The 22,744-nt window shown below is 71.9% G+C and carries 21 protein-coding genes; 10 read left to right on the top strand and 11 right to left on the bottom strand.

The window, feature by feature from the left end; translation table 11 throughout:
- Nucleotides 1–72 precede the first annotated feature (72 nt).
- The gene (ilvD, locus tag ACFYYW_RS29405; RefSeq protein WP_387653180.1) at nucleotides 73–1,911 is read right to left on the bottom strand and encodes a dihydroxy-acid dehydratase; all 1,839 of its coding nucleotides are present in this window, start codon (nucleotides 1,909–1,911) and stop codon (nucleotides 73–75) included.
- Between the two features lie 85 nt (nucleotides 1,912–1,996).
- Entirely contained in the window at nucleotides 1,997–2,806 is an 810-nt protein-coding gene (locus ACFYYW_RS29400) for a thioesterase family protein (protein ID WP_387653178.1), read from the bottom strand.
- Nucleotides 2,807–2,887: 81 nt separating this feature from the next.
- Between ACFYYW_RS29400 and ACFYYW_RS29395 the strand changes: the two genes are divergently transcribed.
- Nucleotides 2,888–3,685 carry a TetR/AcrR family transcriptional regulator gene (locus ACFYYW_RS29395; RefSeq protein WP_387653176.1) on the top strand — a complete coding sequence of 266 codons (798 nt, stop codon included), beginning with the start codon at nucleotides 2,888–2,890 and terminating at the stop codon, nucleotides 3,683–3,685.
- A gap of 24 nt (nucleotides 3,686–3,709) precedes the next feature.
- Here ACFYYW_RS29395 and ACFYYW_RS29390 read toward each other — a convergent pair whose 3' ends face one another.
- Complete coding sequence (locus ACFYYW_RS29390) at nucleotides 3,710–4,486, bottom strand: nuclease-related domain-containing protein (protein ID WP_387653174.1); 777 nt, start codon at nucleotides 4,484–4,486, stop codon at nucleotides 3,710–3,712.
- A gap of 190 nt (nucleotides 4,487–4,676) precedes the next feature.
- Between ACFYYW_RS29390 and ACFYYW_RS29385 the strand changes: the two genes are divergently transcribed.
- The 3 genes from ACFYYW_RS29385 to ACFYYW_RS29375 all read left to right on the top strand — a co-directional run bounded on the left by ACFYYW_RS29385 (nucleotide 4,677) and on the right by ACFYYW_RS29375 (nucleotide 6,929).
- The gene (locus tag ACFYYW_RS29385; protein WP_387653172.1) at nucleotides 4,677–6,083 is read left to right on the top strand and encodes an amidase; all 1,407 of its coding nucleotides are present in this window, start codon (nucleotides 4,677–4,679) and stop codon (nucleotides 6,081–6,083) included.
- Nucleotides 6,084–6,136: 53 nt separating this feature from the next.
- Nucleotides 6,137–6,427 carry a hypothetical protein gene (locus ACFYYW_RS29380; protein ID WP_387653170.1) on the top strand — a complete coding sequence of 97 codons (291 nt, stop codon included), beginning with the start codon at nucleotides 6,137–6,139 and terminating at the stop codon, nucleotides 6,425–6,427.
- A 115-nt stretch (nucleotides 6,428–6,542) separates the two neighbouring features.
- Nucleotides 6,543–6,929, top strand: coding sequence for a DUF5130 family protein (locus ACFYYW_RS29375; RefSeq protein WP_387653168.1), 387 nt, complete (start codon nucleotides 6,543–6,545; stop codon nucleotides 6,927–6,929).
- 100 nt (nucleotides 6,930–7,029) lie between these two features.
- Here ACFYYW_RS29375 and ACFYYW_RS29370 read toward each other — a convergent pair whose 3' ends face one another.
- From ACFYYW_RS29370 to pepN, 3 genes are all read right to left on the bottom strand, one after another.
- On the bottom strand, nucleotides 7,030–7,980 hold the full coding sequence (locus ACFYYW_RS29370) for a hypothetical protein (protein WP_352328585.1): 951 nt from the start codon (nucleotides 7,978–7,980) through the stop codon (nucleotides 7,030–7,032).
- A 191-nt stretch (nucleotides 7,981–8,171) separates the two neighbouring features.
- Nucleotides 8,172–9,680, bottom strand: coding sequence for a protein kinase (locus ACFYYW_RS29365; protein ID WP_387653166.1), 1,509 nt, complete (start codon nucleotides 9,678–9,680; stop codon nucleotides 8,172–8,174).
- A gap of 94 nt (nucleotides 9,681–9,774) precedes the next feature.
- The gene (gene pepN, locus ACFYYW_RS29360; protein ID WP_387653164.1) at nucleotides 9,775–12,339 is read right to left on the bottom strand and encodes an aminopeptidase N; all 2,565 of its coding nucleotides are present in this window, start codon (nucleotides 12,337–12,339) and stop codon (nucleotides 9,775–9,777) included.
- Nucleotides 12,340–12,429: 90 nt separating this feature from the next.
- Between pepN and ACFYYW_RS29355 the strand changes: the two genes are divergently transcribed.
- Together ACFYYW_RS29355 and ACFYYW_RS29350 are read left to right on the top strand one after the other, a co-directional pair.
- The gene (locus ACFYYW_RS29355; RefSeq protein ID WP_364414249.1) at nucleotides 12,430–13,050 is read left to right on the top strand and encodes a disulfide bond formation protein DsbA; all 621 of its coding nucleotides are present in this window, start codon (nucleotides 12,430–12,432) and stop codon (nucleotides 13,048–13,050) included.
- Nucleotides 13,051–13,181: 131 nt separating this feature from the next.
- Nucleotides 13,182–14,585 (top strand): aldehyde dehydrogenase family protein, encoded by a 1,404-nt coding sequence (locus ACFYYW_RS29350; protein ID WP_352323626.1) that lies wholly within the window; start codon nucleotides 13,182–13,184, stop codon nucleotides 14,583–14,585.
- Between the two features lie 19 nt (nucleotides 14,586–14,604).
- Here ACFYYW_RS29350 and def read toward each other — a convergent pair whose 3' ends face one another.
- Nucleotides 14,605–15,090, bottom strand: a complete 486-nt coding sequence (gene def / locus ACFYYW_RS29345; protein ID WP_387653161.1) for a peptide deformylase — start codon at nucleotides 15,088–15,090, stop codon at nucleotides 14,605–14,607.
- A gap of 90 nt (nucleotides 15,091–15,180) precedes the next feature.
- Between def and ACFYYW_RS29340 the strand changes: the two genes are divergently transcribed.
- Nucleotides 15,181–15,648: a ribose-5-phosphate isomerase gene (locus ACFYYW_RS29340; RefSeq protein WP_352323623.1), complete on the top strand. Its 468-nt coding sequence runs from the start codon at nucleotides 15,181–15,183 to the stop codon at nucleotides 15,646–15,648.
- Here ACFYYW_RS29340 and ACFYYW_RS29335 read toward each other — a convergent pair.
- Complete coding sequence (locus ACFYYW_RS29335) at nucleotides 15,645–15,791, bottom strand: hypothetical protein (RefSeq protein ID WP_352323622.1); 147 nt, start codon at nucleotides 15,789–15,791, stop codon at nucleotides 15,645–15,647. The two genes, ACFYYW_RS29340 and ACFYYW_RS29335, sit on opposite strands and share 4 nt — an antisense overlap.
- 23 nt (nucleotides 15,792–15,814) lie before the next feature.
- Nucleotides 15,815–17,047, bottom strand: coding sequence for a GNAT family N-acetyltransferase (locus ACFYYW_RS29330; RefSeq protein ID WP_387653158.1), 1,233 nt, complete (start codon nucleotides 17,045–17,047; stop codon nucleotides 15,815–15,817).
- Nucleotides 17,048–17,165: 118 nt separating this feature from the next.
- Between ACFYYW_RS29330 and ACFYYW_RS29325 the strand changes: the two genes are divergently transcribed.
- A complete protein-coding gene (locus tag ACFYYW_RS29325) occupies nucleotides 17,166–18,281 on the top strand; it encodes a PP2C family protein-serine/threonine phosphatase (RefSeq protein ID WP_352323620.1) in 1,116 nt (371 codons plus the stop codon).
- Between the two features lie 155 nt (nucleotides 18,282–18,436).
- Here the strand turns inward: ACFYYW_RS29325 and ACFYYW_RS29320 are convergent, their stop codons facing one another.
- Nucleotides 18,437–19,033, bottom strand: coding sequence for a response regulator transcription factor (locus ACFYYW_RS29320; RefSeq protein ID WP_352323619.1), 597 nt, complete (start codon nucleotides 19,031–19,033; stop codon nucleotides 18,437–18,439).
- 155 nt (nucleotides 19,034–19,188) lie between these two features.
- Between ACFYYW_RS29320 and ACFYYW_RS29315 the strand changes: the two genes are divergently transcribed.
- Nucleotides 19,189–20,490, top strand: coding sequence for a M50 family metallopeptidase (locus ACFYYW_RS29315; RefSeq protein WP_387653155.1), 1,302 nt, complete (start codon nucleotides 19,189–19,191; stop codon nucleotides 20,488–20,490).
- Between the two features lie 26 nt (nucleotides 20,491–20,516).
- Here ACFYYW_RS29315 and ACFYYW_RS29310 read toward each other — a convergent pair whose 3' ends face one another.
- Nucleotides 20,517–21,662: an amidohydrolase family protein gene (locus ACFYYW_RS29310; protein ID WP_387653153.1), complete on the bottom strand. Its 1,146-nt coding sequence runs from the start codon at nucleotides 21,660–21,662 to the stop codon at nucleotides 20,517–20,519.
- A gap of 159 nt (nucleotides 21,663–21,821) precedes the next feature.
- On the opposite strand from ACFYYW_RS29310, the gene sigJ reads away from it, so the two are divergent.
- Entirely contained in the window at nucleotides 21,822–22,730 is a 909-nt protein-coding gene (gene sigJ, locus ACFYYW_RS29305; protein WP_387653151.1) for an RNA polymerase sigma factor SigJ, read from the top strand.
- Nucleotides 22,731–22,744: the final 14 nt, after the last annotated feature.

Genomic DNA, 22,744 nt, shown 5'->3' with positions numbered 1-22,744 from the left:
CCCAAGAATAGGGACGACCACCGACAATTTTCGAAAATCTGTGCGGTGGACCGGGGGTCCACCGCACCCTAACTATCGGGACAGCTGCGACAGATCACGCGAGGCGCCGGTCGAGGCCGACGTGGTCATCGCCGCGTACGCCTGCAGCGCCACGCTCACCGGACGGTTGCGGTCGCGCGGCCGGTAGCCGCCCAGGTCGGCCAGCAGCCGCTCGCGCCGCGCGGCCAGCTCGGCCTCGGGCACCCGCAGTTCCATCGACCGGCCGGGGATGTCGATGTCGATGACGTCGCCGTCCTCGACCAGCGCGATCGTGCCGCCCTCGGCCGCCTCCGGCGAGGCGTGCCCGATCGACAGCCCGGACGTGCCGCCGGAGAAGCGGCCGTCGGTGACCAGCGCGCATGCCTTGCCCAGGCCCTTGCCCTTGAGGAAGGAGGTCGGGTAGAGCATCTCCTGCATGCCGGGGCCGCCCTTGGGGCCCTCGTAGCGGATGACCACCACGTCGCCCTCCTTGACCCGCCCGCCGAGGATGCCCTCGACGGCCTGCTCCTGCGACTCGAACACCACCGCGGGCCCGCTGAACATCCAGATCGACTCGTCGACCCCCGCGGTCTTCACCACCGCGCCGTCGCGCGAGATGTTGCCGTAGAGCACTGCCAGGCCGCCGTCGGCGCTGTAGGCGTGCTCCAGGTCGCGGATGCAGCCCTGCGCCCGGTCGAGGTCGAGGGAGTCCCAGCGGTTGTCCTGCGAGTACGCCTTCACCGTGCGCACGTTGCCCGGCGCCGCGTGCCACAGCTCGACCGCCTCGGGCAGCACGGTGGGCGACTTGACGTCCCAGGCGGCCAGCGTGTCGGCCAGCGTGCCCCCGTTGACCGTGGGCACGTCGCGGTGCAGCAGCCCCGCCCGGTCGAGCTCGCCCAGGATGGCCGGGATGCCGCCGGCGCGGTGGACGTCCTCGACGTGGTACTTGCTGGTGGCCGGGGCGACCTTGCACAGGCAGGGCACCCGCAGCGAGATCTCGTTGATCTCCTTGAGGCCGAAGTCGACCTCGGCCTCGCGGGCCGCGGCCAGGATGTGCAGGATCGTGTTGGTCGAGCCGCCCATCGCCACGTCGAGCGCCATCGCGTTCTCGAACGCCGCGCGACTGGCGACCGAGCGCGGCAGCACCGACTCGTCGCCGTCCTCGTAGTAGCGGCGGGTGATCTCGACGAGCTGGCGGCCGGCGTCCTCGAAGAGCTGCTTGCGCCGCTTGTGGGTGGCCAGGATCGTGCCGTTGCCGGGCAGGGCCAGGCCCATGGCCTCGGTCAGGCAGTTCATGGAGTTGGCGGTGAACATGCCCGAGCAGGAACCGCAGGTCGGGCAGGCGTTCTCCTCCATCTCCAGCAGCTCGGCGTCGGACACCGAGGCGTCGGCGGAGGCGATCATCGGGTCGATGAGGTCGAGCTTGCGGCCCGGCGTCTTGCCGGCCTCCATGGGGCCGCCGGAGACGAAGATCGTGGGGATGTTCAGCCGGAACGCGGCCAGCAGCATGCCCGGCGTGATCTTGTCGCAGTTGGAGACGCAGATCAGCGCGTCGGCGCAGTGGGCGTTGACCATGTACTCCACGGCGTCGGCGATCAGCTCGCGGGACGGCAGCGAGTAGAGCATGCCGCCGTGGCCCATCGCGATGCCGTCGTCGACGGCGATCGTGTTGAACTCGCGCGGGATCGCCCCCGCCTCGCGGATCGCGGCCGAGACGACGTCGCCGACCTCGCGCAGGTGCACGTGGCCCGGGACGAACTGGGTGAAGCTGTTGGCCACCGCGATGATGGGTTTGCCGAAGTCGCTCCCGGCTACGCCGGTCGCCCGGAGCAGGGCCCGGGCGCCGACCATGTTCCTGCCGTGGGTGACCGTACGTGACCTGAGGGCCGGCATTGTGCTTCTCCCATCATGAGGCGAGTCTTCACATGTTACGGCCACCCGCCCGGCACCTGAGACGCGTGTCCACTACCCGGACGGCTCAGTCCGGCAACCGTACGGCCGCGAGCTGGGTCGCCTGGGCCACCAGCCGGCCCTTGGAGTCCCACACGTGGGCCACCTCGTCCATCCGGTCGCCGCCGACGTCCGTGGCCGACAGGCGGACCCTGATCGGGCCGGGGGCGGGCAGCCGGCGGATGTAGGCCGAGAGCTGAATCGTCGGCACCCAGCCGGACAGCCCGAGGTCGAACGAGACCGGCGGCACCGGGTCGAGCGCCACCAGCAGGCTCAGCGGGTCCCAGTCGGAGCCGTCGGCCAGGCGCTGCCAGCTCGCGATCTCGCCCTTCCTGGTCGGCGCCCCGAACGCGAACGCCAGATGCGCCGGATCGACGCGCTCCTCGACCACGGCCATCAGCGGCACGGCGAAGTCCGCGCCGGGCGGGTCGGTGGGCGCGAGGAAGCAGTCCTCCTCGGCCGGCAGCTCGACCGGCGGGAGCGAGGTCCACCACGGGTCGCCGTCGTCCAGGACGCCGAGCGTGACGTGCGACTCGACGCGTACCCTGCCCTCCTGGGCCAGCGAGACCCGCACCTGGGCCAGGCTCCGGCCGATCCGCAGCGGCTCCACGCGCACGTCCGCCGGGCCGGGCGCGGGCGGCTCGACGAAGGCGCCGCTCACGGCGGTCACGTGCGGGTGCCGCTCGCCGGCGCCGCTCTGGCAGGCGGCACGGGCCAGCACCGCCAGCAGGTAGCCGCCGTGCAGCTTGGTGCCCACGCTCCACTGGGCGTCCAGTGTGGCGCCGAACTCGTCCGCGCCGCGGGCGACCAGCGCGGTCGCCTCCCCGAAAGTCCCCATTTTTCGCGATATCCCTTCAGATATCCGTTCAGCAGAAGGTCAGATTGACACCGTCAACCTGACGGCGTCAATCTGAGATCCATGACCGCTGCGAGACGTGTGCGCGCCCGGCGCGGAGAAGGCGGCCTGCTGCGGGAGGAGATCCTGCGCGCGGCCGAGCACCTGCTGACCGAGTCCGGCAGCGAGGACGCCCTCACCCTGCGCGCCGTCGCCCAGCGCGCCGGGGTGTCCACGCCCTCGGTCTACCTGCACTTCGCCGACAGGGAGGCGCTGCTGGAGGCCGTCTGCCTGCGCGTGTGGGACGAGTTCGGCCGCATGTTCAGCGAGAACCTGACCGGCGACCCGTTCCTCGCGCTCGGCCGCTGCGGACGGGCCTACGCCCGCTTCGCCCTCGACCATCCCGTGCAGTACCGGGTGCTGATGATGCGGCCCTCGGCCGTGCAGGGCGTGCCGCCGGCCGCCGCCGCGTGCTTCCGTCACATGGTGGACGCCGTCGCCGCCTGCGTGGCGGCCCGCGTGCTCGAAGGCGACCCCGAGGAGCTGGCGCTCGGCCTCTGGTCGGCCGTGCACGGCTGCGTCTCGCTGCTCATCGCCCAGCCGTCCTTCCCCTGGCCCGAGGACCGGGAGGCGCTGATCGACCACATCGTCCGCATCGCCGGGGTGGGCACGGCCCTGGTGTCCCGCCTGCCGGACGCGCTGCCGCCCAGCGGCGTGCTGGCCGCCGAACTGGACGCCTTCGGCGCCCGGCTGTCGGCGGGCTCTTCGGGGGGCGGTCCGGCGGGCGGTTCGGCGGGCGGTTCGGAGGGTGCTTCGGAGGGCGGTTCGGGGGGTGCTTCGGCGGGTGCTTCTGCGGGCGTGAAAAAGCCCCGCGGAGTGTGACTCCGCGGGGTCAGGTCGGTCGTCCTAGCCCTCGCCGTACCGGGCGGGCAGGACCTGGGCGGCGATGTCGTAGAGCCGGTCGATCTCGGCCGGGGTCAGCGCCCGCTCGCGCTTGGTGATCCACTTGCGCGCCCGGTCGCCCTGGTAGACGTCCACGCCGCGGATGGTCATGATCTTCCACGGCACGGGCGGCCCGTAGATGGCCAGGGAGGGCACGACGACGACCTCGCGGCCGAACGCCTTGCTGATCAGCTCGCTGGCCTGGGACGCCTCCCACTTGGCCTCGGTCAGCCGCGGCTTCATGTCGAAGGGGCCGTGGAAGAGCTTCTTGCCCGACTGGACGCGGACGGGAAGCCGTTTGTCCCACTTCTCGGAGTCCACGGCGTAGACGCCGGTCGGACCCACCACGAGGTGGTCGATCTGGGCCTCGCTGCCGGGGATCGCCCTGGCGTGCAGGGTGCGGTAGCCGCTGCGCTCCAGCCTGCGGAGCTGCCCCTCGGTACGCCGCTCGGCCACGGACGCGCGCCGCCACGCCGGCACCGTGGAGTGCGAACGGGCGCGGTAGACCGCCTCGAAGACGGCCGCGACCACCCCGGCGGTCACCCCCAGACGCCAGTCGCGCAGCAGGAAACCCACCACGATCGCCACGCCGATCGCCACGAGCGCGCGGTTGCGCATGCGGCGGAACCGCGGCTCCTGGAGCAGGTCACGCACGGACGCGCGTTCCACGGGCGCGTAAGTGGTGGTGGGCGCCGATGGTGTCGCGGCGGCGGTGCGCTCGCCCTCTGGCCGGTCGCTCACCCAAATGGGTGACGCGTTGTGACCGTCTTCTCGCTGGTTGTCGGAGTCCACGTAACTCACCGTAGCTCGGAGATCGGAACGATTCCTAGTGTTGACCTGTCCATAGTTTTATGGCCCAGCTCATCGTGTTCCACTCATGTTTTCGGGGTATGTCTTACGTTCTTCTCTAGAGATGCCTAGTGTGCCGATCGTGCGAGAAATTCACGAGCTTTCCGCGCTCGAGCAGGCCCGGGCCGTCCGCGACCGTGACGTCTCACCGGTCGAGCTCGCGCAGCACTATCTCGACCGGATCGAGCGGATCGACCCCTCGGTCGGCGCGTATGTCACCGTGACCGCAGAACAGGCGCTCGACCAGGCGCGCCGCCTGGAGAAGGAGCTGCCCGACGGGCCGCTGGCCGGGGTGCCGATCCCGGTCAAGGACCTCAATCTGGTCAAGGACGTGCCGATCACCTTCGGCTCGGCGGCCTACCGGGGGTTCGTCGCGCCGGTGGACGACACGGTCGTGACGCGGCTGCGCGAGGCGGGCACGGTCATGCTGGGCAAGACCGCCACCCCCGAGTTCGGGCTGCCCTGCTACACCGAGACCGACGTCTCGCCGCCCGCCCGCTCGCCCTGGGACCTCGGCACGTCGGCCGGCGGGTCCAGCGGGGGAGCGGCCGCCGCCGTGGCCGCCGGGCTGGCGCCGGCCGCCCAGGGCAGCGACGGCGCGGGCTCGATCCGCATCCCGGCCTCCGCGTGCGGCCTGTACGGCATCAAGCCCACCCGCGGCCGGATCAGCTTCGCACCGATCATCCCCGACCTGGCCGGCATGTCCACGAACGGCCCGATCGCCCGTACCGTGGCCGACGCCGCGGCCCTGCTCGACGTCATGGCTCACAACGAGCCCGGCGACCTCTACCTCGCACCCCGGCACGAGGGCACGTACCTCGCCTGCGCCGGCCGCGACCCCGGACGGCTGCGCATCGCCCGCTACGCCGACCCCGTCGTGCCGGGGGCCGAGGTCGATCCCGAGGTGCTGGCCGCGTACGAGGGCGCCGCCGAGACCCTCGCCGGCCTCGGGCACGAGGTCGTGGAGATCCCCAGGCCGTTCGGCGCGGACCTCGTGCCGCAGTTCGTCACCCTCTGGTACACCTTCGCCTGCATGCACCCGGTTGCCGACGACCAGCGGCACCTGCTCAGGCCGCTCACCCGCTGGCTGCGCGAGCGCGGCCTGGCCACCACCGCCCCCGCGTTCCTCCAGGCCCAGGCCGCCCTCCAGCTCGCCACCCGGGGCGCGCTCACGATCACGAACGCCTACGACGCGGTGCTCACGCCGACCCTCACCCAGCCGCCCAGGCCGGTCGGCTGGTTCGAGGACGTGGACGACGTCGAGGAGACGTTCGAACGCATGAAGCGCTTCGCCGCCTTCCCGGCGATCTACAACGTCAGCGGTCAGCCCGCGGTGAACCTGCCGCTGCACTGGAGCGCCGAGGGCCTGCCGATCGGCGTCATGCTGGCCGGGCGGATCGGCGGCGAGGGCACCCTGATCTCGCTGTCGGCCCAGGTCGAGGCGGCCGTGGGCGGGTTCTGGGGGGAGCGGCGGCCGTCCGTCTGGTAGGAGGGGACCGTACGGGTCTGGCCGGGCGCCCGCCGGAGGATTACGTTCGTCGTGTGAACAGCGCGGCGGAAAGTCTGCTCCTTCTCATCGGGGTGTCCTTGGGGCTGTTCGTCCTGATCAGCCTGGTGGTCATGGTGCCGGGGCGGGGCTCGTCCCGGGTGGTGGAGCCGGGTCCGGTGTGGCTGGGCGGGCCGTCCGGGAGCGAGCACGGCGTGAGCACGTCGGCACGGGTCCTGGCCGACGGCGCCGCCCCCTGGGCGCGGACACCCGAACCCGACTGGGCGGCCGCGGCCATGACCGTCGAGCCGGACGAACACCTCGGCGGCGCCTCGGCAGGCTGGTGAGTCAACGATGGCCCCCGCGAACCAGCCTTCTGAGCAGCCCTCCGAGCAGGCACCGACACAGGCGTCAGGGCGGCCCTTGGAAGGCACCCCGGCACAGGTTTCGGCGCAGGCGCCGATGCGGACGCTGGCCCGGCCGCCGAGGCGGGCGCTGACGACGGCTCAGGTCGACGACCTCAGGAGGGCCGTCCAGAAGGCCGAGCTGCGCAGCGGGTTGCGCTTCGGCGTGTTCCTGGGCGAGGCGGTCGGCGCGCGACGGCACTTCGCCGAGCGCCTGCACGCCGCCCTGGGCGCGGAGTCGGCCGACGCCGTGGTGGTGTTCGTCGATCCGGCGGGACACGCCCTGGAGATCGTGACCGGCGCGAACGCGAGGCGGCGGCTGAGCGACGGCGCCTGCCGGCTCACCGCCCTGTCGATGGCCACCGCCTTCAGCGCAGGCGACCTGATCGGCGGCCTCCTGTACGGCATCACCGCCCTCGGCGCCCAGGCCACCCCCCACCACTGACCCGCCCCCTCGAACCCGGGCACGCCGACCTGTGCCTCGAGGCGGTCAGGTGCGCCGTCCACCTGGACCGGAGGGGGCCAGGTGTGTTCGGGCGGTGTGGTCAGGTGCGTTGCAGCAGGGTGACGACGTGGTCGCTGACGCCGGCGAGCAGGCTGGACGGTTCGATCGGCGCTCCGGCCACGGCCGAGAACAGCGCGGGCAGCCCCGGCAGCGGGAAACCGTCGTCCTTGGCGGCGGCGGCGCCCACCGCGTTCTTGTCCAGCGCCGTCCGGCTGCGCTCCCAGGCGTCGAGCACCTCCTCCGGCGACGGCACCCCGAACCCGTGCCCCACGGGCGCGGCATGCCGCAGCCGGACGAGCGGCGTCTCGGCGAAGGTCAGCGCGGTACGGGCGCGTACCTGCAGGTCAGCGCGGGGCTCGGGGTCGATCCAGTCCATGGCCGTGCAGGGGTTGCGGCAGGTCGCGACGCAGACCGCGAGCGCGCCCGCCAGCTGGCTGTGCTGCCGGTCGAAGTAGGCCCGCCAGCCCTCGCCGGGTTCGACCGACACCCGCAGCGTGCGGTTGGTGGCCGACTGCTCGGACTTGGTGTGGTCGCACTCGCGGTCGCCGATCACGCCGAACCTGCTCCCGGGCGCGCTCAGCCCGGCGGGCCAGCGGGCCGGGTCGCCGGCGTGGCCGAGCTGCGGCTCGAACGCCAGCAGCGGCAGGTATTCGCTGGCGATGTGCACGGCCGCGATCATGGGGCTCAGCTCGCGCCGGTGCCAGCGGACGGCGATCGCCTCGAGCAGCAGGCCGTAGGCAGGCTTGAGCGACTCCAGGGCTCCGCGCGGCTGCTCCCGCGGCGTCTGCGGCATGTGGCAGGCGCGGGCGAGCCGGCGCAGGTCGGCCGGTACGGACCGAGCCTCGGCGGCGAAGTCCTCGGCGTCGAGCGAGAGCAGCCGCTGCCCGAACTCGCACACGTCGGAGATCTCGGCCGTGGGGGCGAGCGCCCCCAGATCGGCGAAGGCGTACCGGCGGGCGAGGGCGATCAGCAGCTCACGAGTCGAATCCACGCGAAGACTTTCTCACGATCTTGCAGCAGTCACGGACACGGGGCACGCAGGCACCGGACGCCCTGAAGCGGTCACGGGGTCGGGGCGCGTACGCCCTGGGCGTCCTGGAATGGTCAGGGGCTCGGGGCGTGTATGCCGCGTACGTCCTGGAAGGGGCTCGGGGCGCGCGCACATCAGACGTTCCGGGGTGGTTACGGGCACGGGGCGCGTACGCATTGGACGTCTTCGGGCGGGCTGGTGACCGTGGGCTCGTCCGTGGGCTCCTCAGGAGGCTGGGTGGGCTCCTGGGTCGGCTCCGGCTCGGAGGTGGTCACGGTCGGCGTGGGCTTCGGCGAGACGGTGGGCGTGGCGCTCGGAGTGGTGGGGGCCACGGTGGGGCCGGGGGTCGCGCTGATGGTGCCGCTCGGCTTGGCGCTCGGCACGGCCTTGGTCGGCGGCGCGGGCTCCCTGGTGGTGTGCTCGGGGCTGCTCGGGCTGTGGACCTGCGTGGTCTCGTCGGGGGGCGGCAGCACCTGGCCCGTGCTGGCGGGCTCGGCCGGACGCAGCCACACCGACCCCGCCACCGCGGCCGAGACCACGACGGCGGCCGCCATCGTGGCCAGGGCCGTCAGCGTGCGACGCCGGCGCGAGCTGCCGCCGGCGGGGGCCGAGGGCATGGTGAGCGGCGATCCGCTCTCGGCCACGGGCATGACGCCCGTCGGCTGGAGGCCCGGCTGGGAGCCCGTGGGATGACCCGCGTAGGAGGAGCCCATGGGGAGACCCGTGTGGGGGTCCGTGGAAAGACCCGTGTAGGAGCCCGTGGACAGGCCCGTGTGGGCGCCCGTCGTGGGCAGGGTGGCCGAAGAAGACGCGGTGGGCGGCGGGACGGGCAGGGCCGCGCCGCTGACCGACGCGCGGGCCGCCCGCGCCATGTCGGACGCCGACGCCCAGCGCTGCGCCGGGTCCTTCTGCAGCGCCCGCGTCACCACCTGGCGCACGGCCTGCGGCAGGTCGGCGGGCGGCTCGGGCACGGGCGCGTTGAGATGCTTGAAGATGATCTGCACCGGGGTGTCCCCCTGGTACGGCAGCCGCCCGGTCAGGCACTCGTAGGCCACCACGCCCAGCGCGTAGACGTCGACCGCCGGGGTGACCTCGTTGCCCGCGGCCATCTCCGGCGCGCAGTAGGCGGCCGAGCCGAGCATGGTGCCCGTGGCCGTGAGGTGACCGGCCGAGGCGGAGTGGGCGACCCCGAAGTCGGTCAGCGCGACCTGCCCGTCGGACCGGACCATGAGGTTGGCCGGCTTGACGTCGCGGTGGACGATGCCCTGGGCGTGGGCCGCGGCCAGCGCGTCGCCCACCTCGGCGACCAGGCGCATGGCCTCCTGCGCGCCGAGCGGGCCGCGCCGCAGGACCCGGTCGAGCGACTCGCCCCGGACGTATTCCATCACCAGGTAGCTGACCCGGCGCCCGTCGGCCTCGTGGACGCCGTAGTCGTAGACGCCGACCACGCCGCGATGCCTGAGCGTGGCCATGGCCCTGGCCTCGTTCTGGAAGCGCTGGGTGAAGGTGGGGTTCTCCGACAGGGCGGGCATCATCACCTTGACCGCGACGGCCCGGCCCAGCACCAGGTCGTCGGCACGCCAGACCTCGCCCATGCCGCCGCCGCCGAGGCGGTCGGCCAGCACGTAGCGGTCGTTGAGCGTGGTACCGGCGCCTAGCACGTACTTGAGGCTAACACCCGGTCTCCGTGCTCAGGCCGTATTCGGCGCAGCGCGAAGCCGGCTCCCCGCCGGGCTCGGCGGGGAGCCGGACGGATCAGGCCGACGCGGCGTCGGTCTCGCGGTTGCGCAGAGCGCGGCTGACGCCGTCGGCGCCCTCCAGGATCAGCCTGCGCAGGGCCTGCGGCGGCTGCTCGGCGGCCAGGAAGTCCTGGGCGGCCTTGACCGTGGCGGGCTCGATGAGCAGCACGGGGAAGCAGTTCATGGCGAACGTCGAGGCCTTCTCGAACGTCCACTCGCGGTAGACGCGCCCGACCTCGGCGAAGTACTTCTCCCGGTACGGCTCCAGCAACTCGGCGTGGTGCGCGTCCTGGAAGCCGGCGATGGTGTTGCGGGCGATGTGGTTGGCCAGGTCGCCGCCCACGATCCGGTCCCAGGCCGCCGCCTTGGCCTCGGCCGTCGGGATCGCGGCCCGGCACAGCGCGGCCGACCGCTCACCCGTCGCCGTAGGGTCGCGCTCCAGCTCGGCGGCGATGTCGGGCTCGCCCAGCCGGCCACCGGAGACCAGCGCGGCCACCAGCGTCCAGCGCAGGTCGGCATCGACGGTCAGCCCCTCGGGCACGCCGGTGCCGTCGAGGATGGCCTGCAGCAGGTCGAGGTCGGCATCGGCGACCGCCACCGGGGCGAACGCCTGGAGGAAGGCGAGCTGGTGGTCGGAGCCGGGCGCGGCCGAGCCGAGCAGCGAGCGCAGCTCGGCGGCCAGCAGCGCCTCGCCCTCGGCCCGCCAGGCCGGGGCGGCGTACTGCTGGACGGCCTGGCGCGCCTGGCGCAGCACCGCCTGCAGGACCGTGATGTCGGAGACCGTACCCGCGCCCGAGATGACCAGCTTGACGTAGTCGCGGGTGGACATCTCGCCGTCGCGGGTCATGTCCCAGGCCGCCGACCAGCACAGGGCGCGCGGCAGCGACTCGGTGAAGGCCGCGATGCCGCCCTCGACGAGCGTGCGCAGGGAACGCTCGTCCAGCCTGATCTTGGCGTACGTCAGGTCGTCGTCGTTGAGCAGCACCAGGTCGGGCTGCTCGACGCCGACCAGCTCGGCCACGCCGGTACGGGCGCCCACCACGTCGAGCTCGACCCGCTTGGTGCGGGTGAGCACGCCGTCGGCCAGCGAGTACAGGCCGATGGCGATGCGGTGCGAGCGCAGCGTCGGGTAGTCGGCCGGGGCCTCCTGCAGCACCTCGAAGGAGGTGAAGCGGCCGTCGGACACCTCGAAGGAGGGCCGCAGCGTGTTGACCCACGCGGTCTCCAGCCACTCCTTCGACCACGACGACAGGTCGCGGCCCGAGGTGCGCTCGAGGGCGGCGAGCAGGTCCTTCAGCTCGGTGTTGCCCCAGGCGTGCTCGGCGAAGTAGTCGCGCACCCCGGCCAGGAAGTTGTCCAGGCCGACGTAGGCGACGAGCTGCTTGAGCACCGAGGCGCCCTTGGCGTACGTGATGCCGTCGAAGTTGACCTCGACCGCCTGCATGTCGGGGATGTCGGCGGCGATCGGGTGGGTGGAGGGAAGCTGGTCCTGGCGGTAGGCCCAGGACTTCTCCACGTTGGCGAACGTGGTCCACGCGCCGTTGCCCCAGCGGGTGGCCTCGGCCTGGGCCAGCACGGACACGTACGTGGCGAAGGACTCGTTCAGCCACAGGTCGTCCCACCAGCGCATGGTGACCAGGTCGCCGAACCACATGTGGGCCATCTCGTGCAGGATCGTCTCGGCGCGCCGCTCGACGACCGCGTCGGTCACGCGGGAGCGGAAGACGTAGTCCTCCAGGAACGTCACGCAACCGGCGTTCTCCATCGCGCCGGCGTTGAACTCGGGCACGAAGAGCTGGTCGTACTTGGTGAAGGGGTAGCGGACGCCGAACACCCGGTGGAAGAAGTCGAAGCCCTGCCTGGTGACCTCGAAGAGGTTGTCGGCGTCGAGGTGCTCGCCGAGCGAGGCGCGGCAGTAGAGCCCGAGGGGGATGCCGTCGTGCTCGGAGGTGACCTTGTAGTACGGCCCGGCCACCAGCGCGGTGATGTACGTCGAGATCACCGGCGTCGGCTCGAACTCCCAGCGCCTGGCCGCCTGGACGCCGCCGTGGCGGCCGGACTGCCCTTCGAGGTCCTCGACCTTGGCCGCGGCGCCGTTGGAGATGACCTCCCAGTCGGCGGGGGCCAGCACGGTGAGCTGGAAGACGGCCTTGAGGTCGGGCTGGTCGAAGCAGGCGTACATGCGGTGGGCGTCGGCCGTCTCGAACTGGCTGTGCAGGTAGACCTTCTGGTCGACCGGGTCCACGAAGCGGTGGAGACCCTCGCCCGTGCGCATGTAGCTGCAGTCGGCGTCGACCAGCAGCTCGTTGGACTCCGCCAGCGAGGGGAGCGGGAAGCGGCCCTTGTCGGCGTCGTAGGAGGAGACGTCGAGGTCGGCGCCGTTGAGGGTGACCTTGCGCACGTTGGCGCCGTGCAGGTCGATGAAGGTGGAGGCGCCCGGGCTGGTGCTGGTGAAGCGCACCGTCGTGACGCTCTCGAAGCGCTCGTCCCCCTCCGTCAGGTCGAGTGCGACCTCGTACGACTCGACCTTCAACAGCCGGGCACGCTCGCGAGCCTCGTCCCGGGTCAGGTTGCCTGCCAAGTTGCGCTCCTTTTCACCACTTCGTTGTAGTTTGTCGGTATCCTGCCACGCCGGGAATAGGACCTCGACACCCTCAGGTTATGGCCCCACGTGACTGAGAAGATTCCCGTGGACCTGTGGTTCGATCCTTTCTGCCCATTTGCCTGGGCGACGTCACGATGGCTTCTCGAAGTGGAGAAGGTACGCGCCATCGAGCCGCGCTGGCACGTCATGAGCCTCAACGTCCTCAACGAGGGCAAGGACGTGCCCGAGTCCTACCGTGAGGCCATCGCCAGGGCCATCGAACCCGTCCGCGTGGTGGCCGCCGCGCGGGCCGCGCACGGCGACGCGGTCGTCGGCCCGCTCTACACCGAGCTCGGCACGCGCCTGCACAACGAGCGCGGGATGAAGGACCTCAGCCGCCTCGGCGAGCTGATCGAGGACTCCCTGGAGGCCGTCGGCCTCAGCCGCGACCTCGCCGCCGCCGCCCACTCCACCGAGTGGGACGACGCCGTGCGCGCCTCCCACCAGGAGGGCATCACGCTGGTCGGCCAGGACGTCGGCACCCCGGTCATCCGCGTCGGCGCCAACGCCTTCTTCGGCCCCGTGATCACGTCCATCCCGAAGGGCGAGGACGCGGGCAGGCTGTGGGACGGCGTGCTGCTCGTCACCGAGTTCGACGACTTCTTCGAGCTCAAGCGCACTCGAACCAGACAGCCCACCTTCGACTAGATATGTCCTCCATCGCCGGGGTAAGACTCCTACCCTGGCGGTAGGTTCTCGGGCGCGCGGAGGATGAGGAATCCCCCTCCGCCCGATCCGTGGTCTCGCCAGCCCCACGACGTGCACGCGAGGATGGCCCCATGCGCCAGCTGTATATCGGCGGTTCCTGGAACGCCTCTACGTCAGACGAGTCCATCGAGGTCGCCAACCCGGCCACGGAGGAGATCATCGACCGGGTGCCGGCGGGCACCCCCGACGACGTCGAGGCGGCGGTGTCGGCGGCGCGGGCGGCGTTCCCCGCCTGGTCCGACACCTCGGCTGCCCAGCGCGGGAAGCTCCTCGGCGACGCGGCCGAACTGCTCAAACAGCGCGCCGAGAGCGTCGCGGCGACGATCGCCACCGACATGGGCGCGCCCCTCGGCTTCGCGCTCAAGGTGCAGACGCTGATGCCCGCGGCCGTCCTGTCCTCCTACGCGCAGCTGGCCGAGAGCTACCCGCGCGAGTCCCGCATCGGCAACTCCCTGCTGGTCAAGGAGCCGATCGGGGTCGTCGCGGCGATCACGCCCTGGAACTACCCGCTGCACCAGATCATCTGCAAGGTCGGCCCCGCGCTGGCCGCCGGCTGCACGGTGGTGCTCAAGCCCAGCGAGGTGGCGCCGCTGGCGGCGTACGCGCTGGCCGAGATCTTCGACGAGGTGGGCCTGCCGCCCGGGGTGTTCAACCTGGTCAGCGGGCGCGGCCAGGTCGTCGGCGAGGCGATGGCCGCCCATCCAGAGGTGGACATGGTCTCCTTCACCGGCTCGACCGTGGCCGGCCGCCGGGTCGCCGCGCTCGCCGCCGAGACCGTCAAGCGGGTGGCGCTGGAGCTCGGCGGCAAGTCGGCCAACATCATCCTGCCCGACGCCGACCTGGCCACCGCCGTCAAGGTCGGCGTGGCCAACTGCTTCATCAACGCCGGCCAGACCTGCTCGGCCTGGACCCGCATGATCGTCCACCGCGACCAGTACGACGACGCCGTCCGCCTGGCCGTCGAGGCGACCCGCAAGTACACCGTCGGCGACCCCTTCGACGAGGCCACCAGGGTCGGGCCCCTGGTGTCGGCGGCCCAGCGCGACCGGGTGGTCCGCTACATCAACCGGGGCCAGGAGGAGGGCGCCAGGCTCGTCGCCGGCGGCACCGAGCGCCCCCGCGAGCGCGGCTTCTACGTCGAGCCCACGGTCTTCGCCGCGGTCGAGCCGGGCATGACGATCGAGCAGGAGGAGATCTTCGGGCCCGTGCTGGCGCTGATCCCGTACACGAGCGAGGGCCAGGCCGTGGAGATCGCCAACGACACCAGGTACGGCCTGGCCGGCGCGGTCTGGTCGGGCAGCCAGGAGCGCGCGGTCGCCGTCGCCCGCAGGCTGCGCACCGGCCAGGTCGTCGTCAACGGCGGCCAGTTCAACCCGCTGGCCCCCTTCGGCGGTTACAAGCAGTCGGGCGTGGGCCGCGAGCTGGGCGAGTTCGGCCTGGAGGAGTACCTGGAGATCAAGTCGCTGCAGCTGTAGGCCCCCGGCCCGCCGCGGCCTACGCGCGCAGCATGATCCTGCGGGCCTCGTCCTTGGGCAGGCGGTCGACGTACAGCTTGCCGTCGAGGTGCTCGGTCTCGTGCTGGAAGCAGCGCGCCAGCGAGCCGCGGGCCTTGATGCGCACGGGCCGCTGCAGCCGGTCGACGCCCTCGACGGTGACGCCGGCGGCCCGCGCGACGGGGGCGTAGATCGGCGTGCGGGTGCGGCGGTCGGGCACCGACAGGCAGCCCTCCTCGTCGGAGACCTCCTCGGCGTCGTCGACGGTGAGGACGGGGTTGGCGACATGGCCCTTGCGCCCGGCGATGTCGTAGACGAACAGCCGCCGCGACACGCCGATCTGCGGACCGGCCAGGCCCACGCCGTTGACCGCGTACATCGCCTGGAACATCTCCTCGATCAGGCGGCGCAGCTCGCGGTCGAAGTCGGTGACGGGCTCGGCGGGCGTGCGCAGCACCGGATCGCCGATGACGCGGATCTCACGCATGCGTCTCCACTTTCGTAAGGACTGGGGAACGGTGGGGGTCCTTACTCTAGCCAGCGAGTGGGATCGGCGGGGCTGTGGAAGACTGGGCGGGTGCGTGTCTACATCGGTGCCGACCATGCCGGCTATGAGCTCAAGAACCACCTCGTGTCCTGGCTCAAGGACCACGGCCACGAGGTGACCGACTGCGGTCCCTTCGTCTACGACGCCGAGGACGACTATCCGGCGTTCGTCCTGCGCGCCGCCGAGGGCGTCGGCGGCGACCCCGGCAGCCTGGGGGTGGTGATCGGCGGCTCGGGCAACGGCGAGCAGATCGCGGCCAACAAGGTGCGCGGCATCCGCGCGGCCCTGGCCTGGAGCGAGGAGACCGCCTCGCTGGCCCGCGAGCACAACAACGCCAACGTCGTCAGCATCGGCGCGCGCATGCACACGACCGAGGAGGCGACCAGGTTCGTCGAGGTCTTCCTGACCACCTCCTTCTCCGGCAGCGAGCGCCACAGCAGGCGCATCGCGCAGCTGACCACCTACGAGACGATCGGCCAGCTGCCCTCGCTGCCCTAGGTCTTGCGCCTGGCCTCGCGCCGGGGCATCTCGTCGCGCAGGGGCCGCCGGTCGGCGGCCTCCTGCTGCTCCTTCGACGGCCGGGACACGTCGCGGGCCCGCATGGCGATGGTCGCGGTGATCTGCAGACTTTGCAGGGCCATGCTCCGAGCCTACGTCCTGTGTCTCAGAACACCAGGCCGGCCAGCGGCTTGGGGCTCCACGCCATGGCCGCGGCCAGCGCCCGCACCGCGCCCGGCGTGTGCTCGCGCAGCAGGCCCGCGTCGAGCTGCGCGCCGAGCAGTCCGTCGCCCATGTACGCCGAGCCGAGCGCGGACACCGGCACCGTCAGGTGCGGCTCGTCGTCCACCGGCTTGCACTCCGCGCCGGTGGCGTCGGCGGTGAGCCGCCGGCGGCCGGCGTTCCACGGGCACACGTCGTCCTCGATCTCGATCACCAGGTCCACGGGGGCCGCGTAGGCGCGGGCGGTCAGGGCCCTGTCGACGTCGACCAGGCGTACCCACAGCTCGTCGGACCAGGTCGCGCGCAACTGGCGGGAGTCGGCGAGCAGCGCGATCAGGGCGTCGTCCACCGGCCGGGCGTACGCCTCCAGCCTGGTGATCAGGTCACGGTCCAGCATGTCGCGCCACAGCAGGGCGTAGGCCGCCGGATCGGTCGCCTCCAGCTCGAACACCCGCAGCTCGCCGCTGGGCACGCCGTTGGCGTCCCATGCCGACTTGGTGCGGAACAGCGCGTAACCGCGCACCTCCTGGTCGTCCTCGGCGAGCACCGCGCGCAGCGAGCCCCAGCCGCCCCTGTCGTGCTCCTCGTCGGCCAGGAAGGCGTCCCAGACGTGCCGGGTGCGCTCGTACCGGCCAGGACGCCGGGTCACGACGGCGGCGAACAGCTTCTCGAAATCGGCCCTGGCCTCGGTGGGGGAGACCACCCTGAGCCGGAGCGCCGGGTCGGTGGGGGCGTCCCGCACGAAGGCCGAGCGGTGCTTGTCGATCTTGTACGACAGTTCGCTGGCCGCCCTGCCGTAACCGAACCTGCCGTAGATCAGCGACTCGGAGGCGTAGAGGGCGGCCACCGACTCGCCGCGGTCGCGGATGTCGGACAGCTGCCGGCGCATCAGCGCGGACAGCACGCCGCGGCGGCGGTGCGAGGGAAGCACGCTGACCGCGGTCACGCCACCCACGGGGATCTGACGTCCGCCGGGGACGGTCATCGTCAGGCTGAAGACGGACGTGACGCCCGCCATGGTGCTGCCGTCGAAGGCGACCAGGGTGCGGTCGAACTCCGTGGCGGCCTTGTACCGCTCGTCCTGGGTGGGATGCGGCGTCCAGCCGAACCCCTCTGCGAGCACGCCGGCGAAGTCCGGCCACTCGGATTCGTCAATGGGACGGATCGGATAGGTCATCCGTCCACGGTAGGAGCGGGCAAAGGGGGACGGCCACCCAATATCCGTGCTTAATGATCAAGGCCTTGGTCAAGTGGGCTGCCCAAACAGGGGTCAGACCGATACAGTCACACGCATCATGAGTTCCCGTCCGGCGCCGCTGATTCCGCCACGGGTCCGTGCGGTCCTGGTTCGGGTGCCGTTCCTGGTGTCCGCCGTCCGGTTCGTCCGGAGGGGGCCGCTGGCCCGTGACCGCAACCTGCTCATCACGCTCACTGTGCTGTCGCTCGTCATCGGGCTGCTGGCGGCGAAGGTGTCCACCGAGTGGTTCTCGCCGTCGCTGCTCATCCTGGTGACCCTGATCGGCGGGCTGCAGCTGCGGCTGCGCAGCCTGGTCAAGCTGCTGGTGGCGGTGGGCGTCGCGCTGACCTACGTCGCGGCCACGCTCGGGGTGGCGCGGGTGGGGCTGGGTCTCACGGTGACGATCGTGTTCACCACCGTGCTGGCCGTGCTCATGGCCCGTACCAGGGGCAAGCTGGGCGTGCAGGGGCTGCGCGGCGACGCGATGCTGCTGGAGCTGCGCGACCGGCTCAGAAGCCAGGGCGAGCTGCCCCCGCTGCCGAAGGACTGGGGCGGCAAGGTGGTGCTCAAGCAGGCCGGGGGCTCGTCGTTCGGCGGCGACTTCCTGGTCTCCATGCGCGACGGCGACTCCGTGGAGATCGCCCTGGTCGACGTCTCCGGCAAGGGTGTCGACGCCGGCACCCGCGCGCTGCTGCTGTCGGGCACGTTCGGCGGGCTGCTCGGCTCGGTCGACGACTTCCTGCCCGCCTGCAACGCCTACCTTCACCGCCAGCGCGGCGACGAGGGCTTCGTGACGGCCGTGCACGTCCGCCTCGACCTCGCCACCGGCGACTACACGATCACCTCGGCCGGCCATCCGCCGGTGGTCAAGCTCGACTCGGGCACCGGCAACTGGCAGGTCGCCTCGGCCAAGGGCGTGGTGCTCGGCGTGGTGCCCGACCTCCACTGCGAGCCCGACAGCGGCACCCTGCGCAAGGGCGACGCGCTGCTGCTCTACACCGACGGCCTGATCGAGCAGCCGGGGCGCGACATCGACGCCGGGCTCGACCGGCTGCTCGGCGAGGCCGAACGGCTGCTGCCCTCCGGCTTCCGCGACGGCGCCAGGGCGCTGGTCAACGCGATGTCCTCGGGCCACAACGACGACTGCGCGCTGGTGTTGATCTGGCGTCCGTAGTGACGTTTCACACGGGTCAGGTCGTGATGGCGGTCACTGGCCACGGGTTCGGCGGGCTGAGATCATTCGACTGTTCGGGTCCCGGCGGAGCGGCGCGGCTCCACCGGGCCCGTCATCTCGTCCGGTTCCGCACGACCAGCCGCTGCAACCAGCCGTTACAACCAGCCGCTGTCGCTGGCGATGCGCACGGCGTCGAGCCGGTTGCGGGCGCCCGTCTTGCACATGATCCGCGACAGATGGTTGCGGACCGTGCCGACCGACAGGAACAACTGATCGGCGATCTCGGTCGATCTCGCCCCGCCCGCCGCGATGCGCAGCACGTCGAGCTCGCGCCGGGTGAGCGGGTTGGCGGCCGACTGCAGGGCCGCCACCGCGAGCTCCGCCTCCACCGCCCGTCCGCCCGCGGCGACCTGGCGCACCCCCTCGGCCAGCCGCTCGGGCGCCACCCGCAGGCTCATGAACCCCAGCACGCTGCCGTTGAACGCCCTGCGCACCTGGCCGGGGCTCGGCCGCGCGGAGAGGATCAGCACCGAGCAGCGGGGGACCTGCTCGGTCAGCTGGGTGGCGACCGGCAGGCCCGGCAGGTCGAGGTCGACGATCGCGACGTCGGGCGCGCTCGACCGCGCGGCCGGCAGCACACCGTCGGGGCAGCCCGTCTCGGCGACCACCCGCAGGTCGGGCTCGGCTTCGAGCGTGGCCTGCAGACCGCGTCGCACCAAGGGCAGGTGTTCGGCGATGAGTATGCGGATCAAGACGTCCCCCTCCATCGTCTCCCAGGGTGATCGGCTGATCGCTTACTGTCAATGCGGTCCGTTGATTCACCAAAGTGCGGGCAAGCCCGAGGGTTGTGCAGAGTTCGACTAGTCTGGGAACGTCGAGACCGTCTGTCTGCCTGGAGCGCGCGTAGATGAACTGGCTCTTTGTCGCCGGGATCCTTCTCTTCCTGGTGGGGTTGATGGTCTCCGTCGGCCTGCACGAGGTGGGCCATCTCGTGCCGGCCAAGATCTTCGGCGTCCGGGTCACCCAGTACATGGTCGGCTTCGGCTCGACGGCCTGGTCCATCCGCAGGGGCGAGACCGAATACGGCATCAAGTGGCTGCCGCTCGGCGGCTACATCCGCATGATCGGCATGCTGCCGCCGCGCCCCGGCGACGACCCCGGCAGGCTGCGGAGCGCGTCGACCGGGCCGTGGCAGGGCCTGATCGAGACCGCCCGCGAAGCCGCCATGGAGGAGGTGCGGCCCGGCGACGAGGACCGCGTCTTCTACCGCAAGAAGTGGTGGCAGAAGATCATCATCATGTCGGGCGGCCCGGCGATGAACTTCGTGCTCGCCTTCATCTTCTTCAGCATCCTGCTGGTCGGCATCGGCCTGCCCAAGACCGCCCCGATCGTGTCGCCCGACACCAACACGTGCGTGATCCCCACCACCGAGGTGCGCAAGACGTGCGCGCCCACCGACGAGCGCACCCCGGCCGCCAAGGCGGGCGTCAAGGTCGGCGACCACATCGTCTCCCTCGACGGCCAGAAGATCCAGACCTGGCAGGACGCCACCCGCCTGATCCGCGGCCACGGCGCCGGCCCCGTCAAGCTGGGCATCGTCCGCGACGGCAGGCCGATGACGCTCGACGTCACGCTCATCGCCCGCGACATGGCGAACCCGGTCGACGAGACCAAGATCGACAAGGGCGTCGGGTTCCTCGGCGTCGTGCCCTCCCAGGTCTTCGAGCAGCAGAGCATCGGCCAGGTGCCGGGCTACATGACCGACCTGACCGGCCGCGTCGTGGGCTCGATGGTCAACCTGCCGGCGAAGATGGTCGGCGTCTGGAACGCCGCCTTCTCCGGCGACAAGCGCGACCCCGAGGGCCCGGTCGGCGTGGTGGGCGCGGGCCGGCTCGGCGGCGAGATCCTGGCCTCCGACATGTCCAACAAGAGCAAGCTGTTCACCTTCGTCAGCCTGCTGGCCGGGTTCAACCTGGCGATCGGCCTGTTCAACCTGATCCCGCTGCTGCCCCTCGACGGCGGCCACATCGCGGGCGGCCTGTGGGAGGGCGTCAAGCGCGGCTACGCCAAGATCATGCGCCGCCCCGAGCCCCGCTACGTCGACATCGCCAAGGTGCTGCCGCTCACGTACGCGATGGCGTTCGTGCTGATCATCATGGCCGGTCTGCTGGTCTACGCCGACCTGGTCAACCCCCTCACGCTCGGCTGAGCCGGCCGCCGGCCACGGGCAGGGGGCTACCGGGCCTGACGCACCCCGCGACGCCAGACCTCGGCGATGTCGCCCACGGCGGTGACGTCCCGGGTGGCGTCGCCCTCGACCAGCACCAGGTCCGCGCGCAGGCCGGGGGCGATCCGGCCGCGGTCGGCCAGCCCGAAGTGCCGGGCCGGCACGCTGGTCGCGGCGGCCAGCGCCTCCTCCGCGCCGAGCCCGGCCTCGGTGAGCAACCGCAGCTCGCGGTGCAGACCGGCGCCGTGGGCGGGCACGAACGGGGTGGCGTCGGTCCCGGCGAGCAGCGGCACACCCGCGTGGCGCAGGGCCCGCAGCGCGCCGACGGCGTTGGCGGAGCTGCCGGGGCGGGCGCAGTCGGCGGTCTCGACGTGCTGAGCGGTGATCGCCTCGAAGTAGGCCAGCGTCGTCACCACGAAGACGCCCTGGTCGCGCACCCGCCCGGCCAGGCGCGGCGAGGCCGGGTCGTCCGGCGCCAGGTCGGTCCACACGTGAGCCAGGCCGTCGACGGCGGCGTCCAGCGCGATCCCCACCTCGGCGGCGGTGATCGCGTGGGCGATGACCAGCAGGCCCGCCTCGTGCGCCGCCGCGGCCAGGGCGGCGGCGACCTCCGCCGTCATGACGGGCAGGTCGGCCCCGTGCACGGCGCCGTCGTCAATGACGATCTTGAGGTAGTCGGCCCCCTCGGCCAGCCTGGCCCGGACGAACGTCGGCGCCTGCGCCGGTTCGGAGACGAAGTCGATCGCCGTGCCGTCGAGCCCGTCCAGGACGGTGCCCGCCAGGGCCGCCCGCAGCTGGGTCGGGTGCCCGCCGGGCGCGGTGGCCAGCGTGCCGGCGCTGCGCAGGTCGGCCACGTCGTCGTTCTCGGCGGCCAGCCGGCGCTGCCCGGCGAGGATCTGCGGGAGGCAGAACATGTCGAGCTCGGTGGTGACCCCGTACCGCAGGGCCTGGGCCAGGCTGCCGTCGAACACGTGGGTGTGCGCGTCGATCAGGCCGGGCAGCAGCGTCCTGCCGGTGCCGTCCACCTCGGCATCGGCCGGACGGTCCGCGCCGGAGCCGACGGCGGCGATCAGATCGTTCTCGATCACCACGTCGGCCGTCGCGATGGTGTGCTCGCCATCGAACACCCTGACGTCGCGGATCAATGTACGCATCGAAGCTCTCCCTCGTGAGCCGTGAACCCTCGGACGCCATCACAGAGGGGCAACCGGCCGGGAACTGTGACATGAGTGGCATAGATCACGCTTGATGGCTTCATGTCACAATCGCCGCTCGTCGGGACTCTTCGGTTGCGACAGATGAGGAGACCCGCCATGACACCGACCCCGCAGCACCCCGCCGACGCCGCCACCGAGCAGTTCCTCGGCTACCGGGAACTGCTGTTCTCCGTGGTCTACAACATGCTCGGCAGCGTCGCCGACACCGAGGACGTGCTGCAGGAGGCGTGGCTGGCCTGGTCCGCCCGGCACCGCAGGCCGGAGGCCGGACCGGTGGAGAACGTCCGGGCCTACCTGGTGCGGATCGCGGTGAACCAGGCGCTCGCCCGGCGGGCGGACCTGAGCCGCCGGCAGGAGACCTACGTCGGCCCGTGGCTGCCGGAACCGCTGGTCACGGCCCCGGACAACGCCGGGGGCGCCGCCGGGAGCGGGGAGTCGTTGTCGATGGCGGTGCTGGTCGTGCTGGAGACGCTGTCACCGCTGGAACGAGCGGTCTTCGTGCTGCACGAGGTGTTCGGGTTCAGTCATCTGGAGACGGCCGACATCCTCGGGCGCACGCCGGCGGCGGTCCGGCAGCTCGCGGCCCGCGCCCGTCGCCACGTTCATGCCCGCCGTCCGCGTCACCGGACCGAGCCCGGCGTGCACGCCGAGGTGACCGAGCGGTTCGCCGCGGCCGCCCTCGGCGGTGACCTGCGGGCCCTGCTGGAGGTGCTGGCGCCGGAGGTGACCCTGTGGACCGACGGTGGCGGCAAGGGGCCCGCCACCAGCCTGCACCCGGTCCACGGCCGGGACGAGGTGGCTGCGATCTTCATGTCCGTGGCCGCGACGCTGACCCCCGGCGCGGTGGACCTGCGCCACCGGCGGGTGGCCGGGGATCCGTGCGCGCTGGTCTTCTCCGGTGGCGGCCCGCTGGCCGTGGTCGTCGTCGATCTCACGCCCGAGGGCGACCGGATCGCCGCCGTTTACTCCGTCACCAACCCCGACAAGCTGACCGGCATTCGCTGAGCCGCCGGCCCCGC

This window comes from Nonomuraea sp. NPDC001831 (genome assembly GCF_042892035.1).
Taxonomy (GTDB): domain Bacteria; phylum Actinomycetota; class Actinomycetes; order Streptosporangiales; family Streptosporangiaceae; genus Nonomuraea.
Note: the sequence above shows the minus strand (reverse complement) of the source record. Positions and strands in the feature narration are given on the sequence as shown.

What these genes read in the sequence shown, in the direction of transcription:
- ilvD (WP_387653180.1), bottom strand. Translation starts at nt 1,911, where the DNA reads ATGCCGGCCCTCAGGTCACGTACGGTCACCCACGGCAGGAACATGGTC.
- ACFYYW_RS29400 (WP_387653178.1), bottom strand. Translation starts at nt 2,806, where the DNA reads ATGGGGACTTTCGGGGAGGCGACCGCGCTGGTCGCCCGCGGCGCGGAC.
- ACFYYW_RS29395 (WP_387653176.1), top strand. Translation starts at nt 2,888, where the DNA reads ATGACCGCTGCGAGACGTGTGCGCGCCCGGCGCGGAGAAGGCGGCCTG.
- ACFYYW_RS29375 (WP_387653168.1), top strand. Translation starts at nt 6,543, where the DNA reads ATGCGGACGCTGGCCCGGCCGCCGAGGCGGGCGCTGACGACGGCTCAG.
- ACFYYW_RS29350 (WP_352323626.1), top strand. Translation starts at nt 13,182, where the DNA reads ATGCGCCAGCTGTATATCGGCGGTTCCTGGAACGCCTCTACGTCAGAC.
- def (WP_387653161.1), bottom strand. Translation starts at nt 15,090, where the DNA reads ATGCGTGAGATCCGCGTCATCGGCGATCCGGTGCTGCGCACGCCCGCC.
- ACFYYW_RS29335 (WP_352323622.1), bottom strand. Translation starts at nt 15,791, where the DNA reads ATGGCCCTGCAAAGTCTGCAGATCACCGCGACCATCGCCATGCGGGCC.
- ACFYYW_RS29330 (WP_387653158.1), bottom strand. Translation starts at nt 17,047, where the DNA reads ATGACCTATCCGATCCGTCCCATTGACGAATCCGAGTGGCCGGACTTC.
- ACFYYW_RS29325 (WP_352323620.1), top strand. Translation starts at nt 17,166, where the DNA reads ATGAGTTCCCGTCCGGCGCCGCTGATTCCGCCACGGGTCCGTGCGGTC.
- ACFYYW_RS29315 (WP_387653155.1), top strand. Translation starts at nt 19,189, where the DNA reads ATGAACTGGCTCTTTGTCGCCGGGATCCTTCTCTTCCTGGTGGGGTTG.
- ACFYYW_RS29310 (WP_387653153.1), bottom strand. Translation starts at nt 21,662, where the DNA reads ATGCGTACATTGATCCGCGACGTCAGGGTGTTCGATGGCGAGCACACC.
- sigJ (WP_387653151.1), top strand. Translation starts at nt 21,822, where the DNA reads ATGACACCGACCCCGCAGCACCCCGCCGACGCCGCCACCGAGCAGTTC.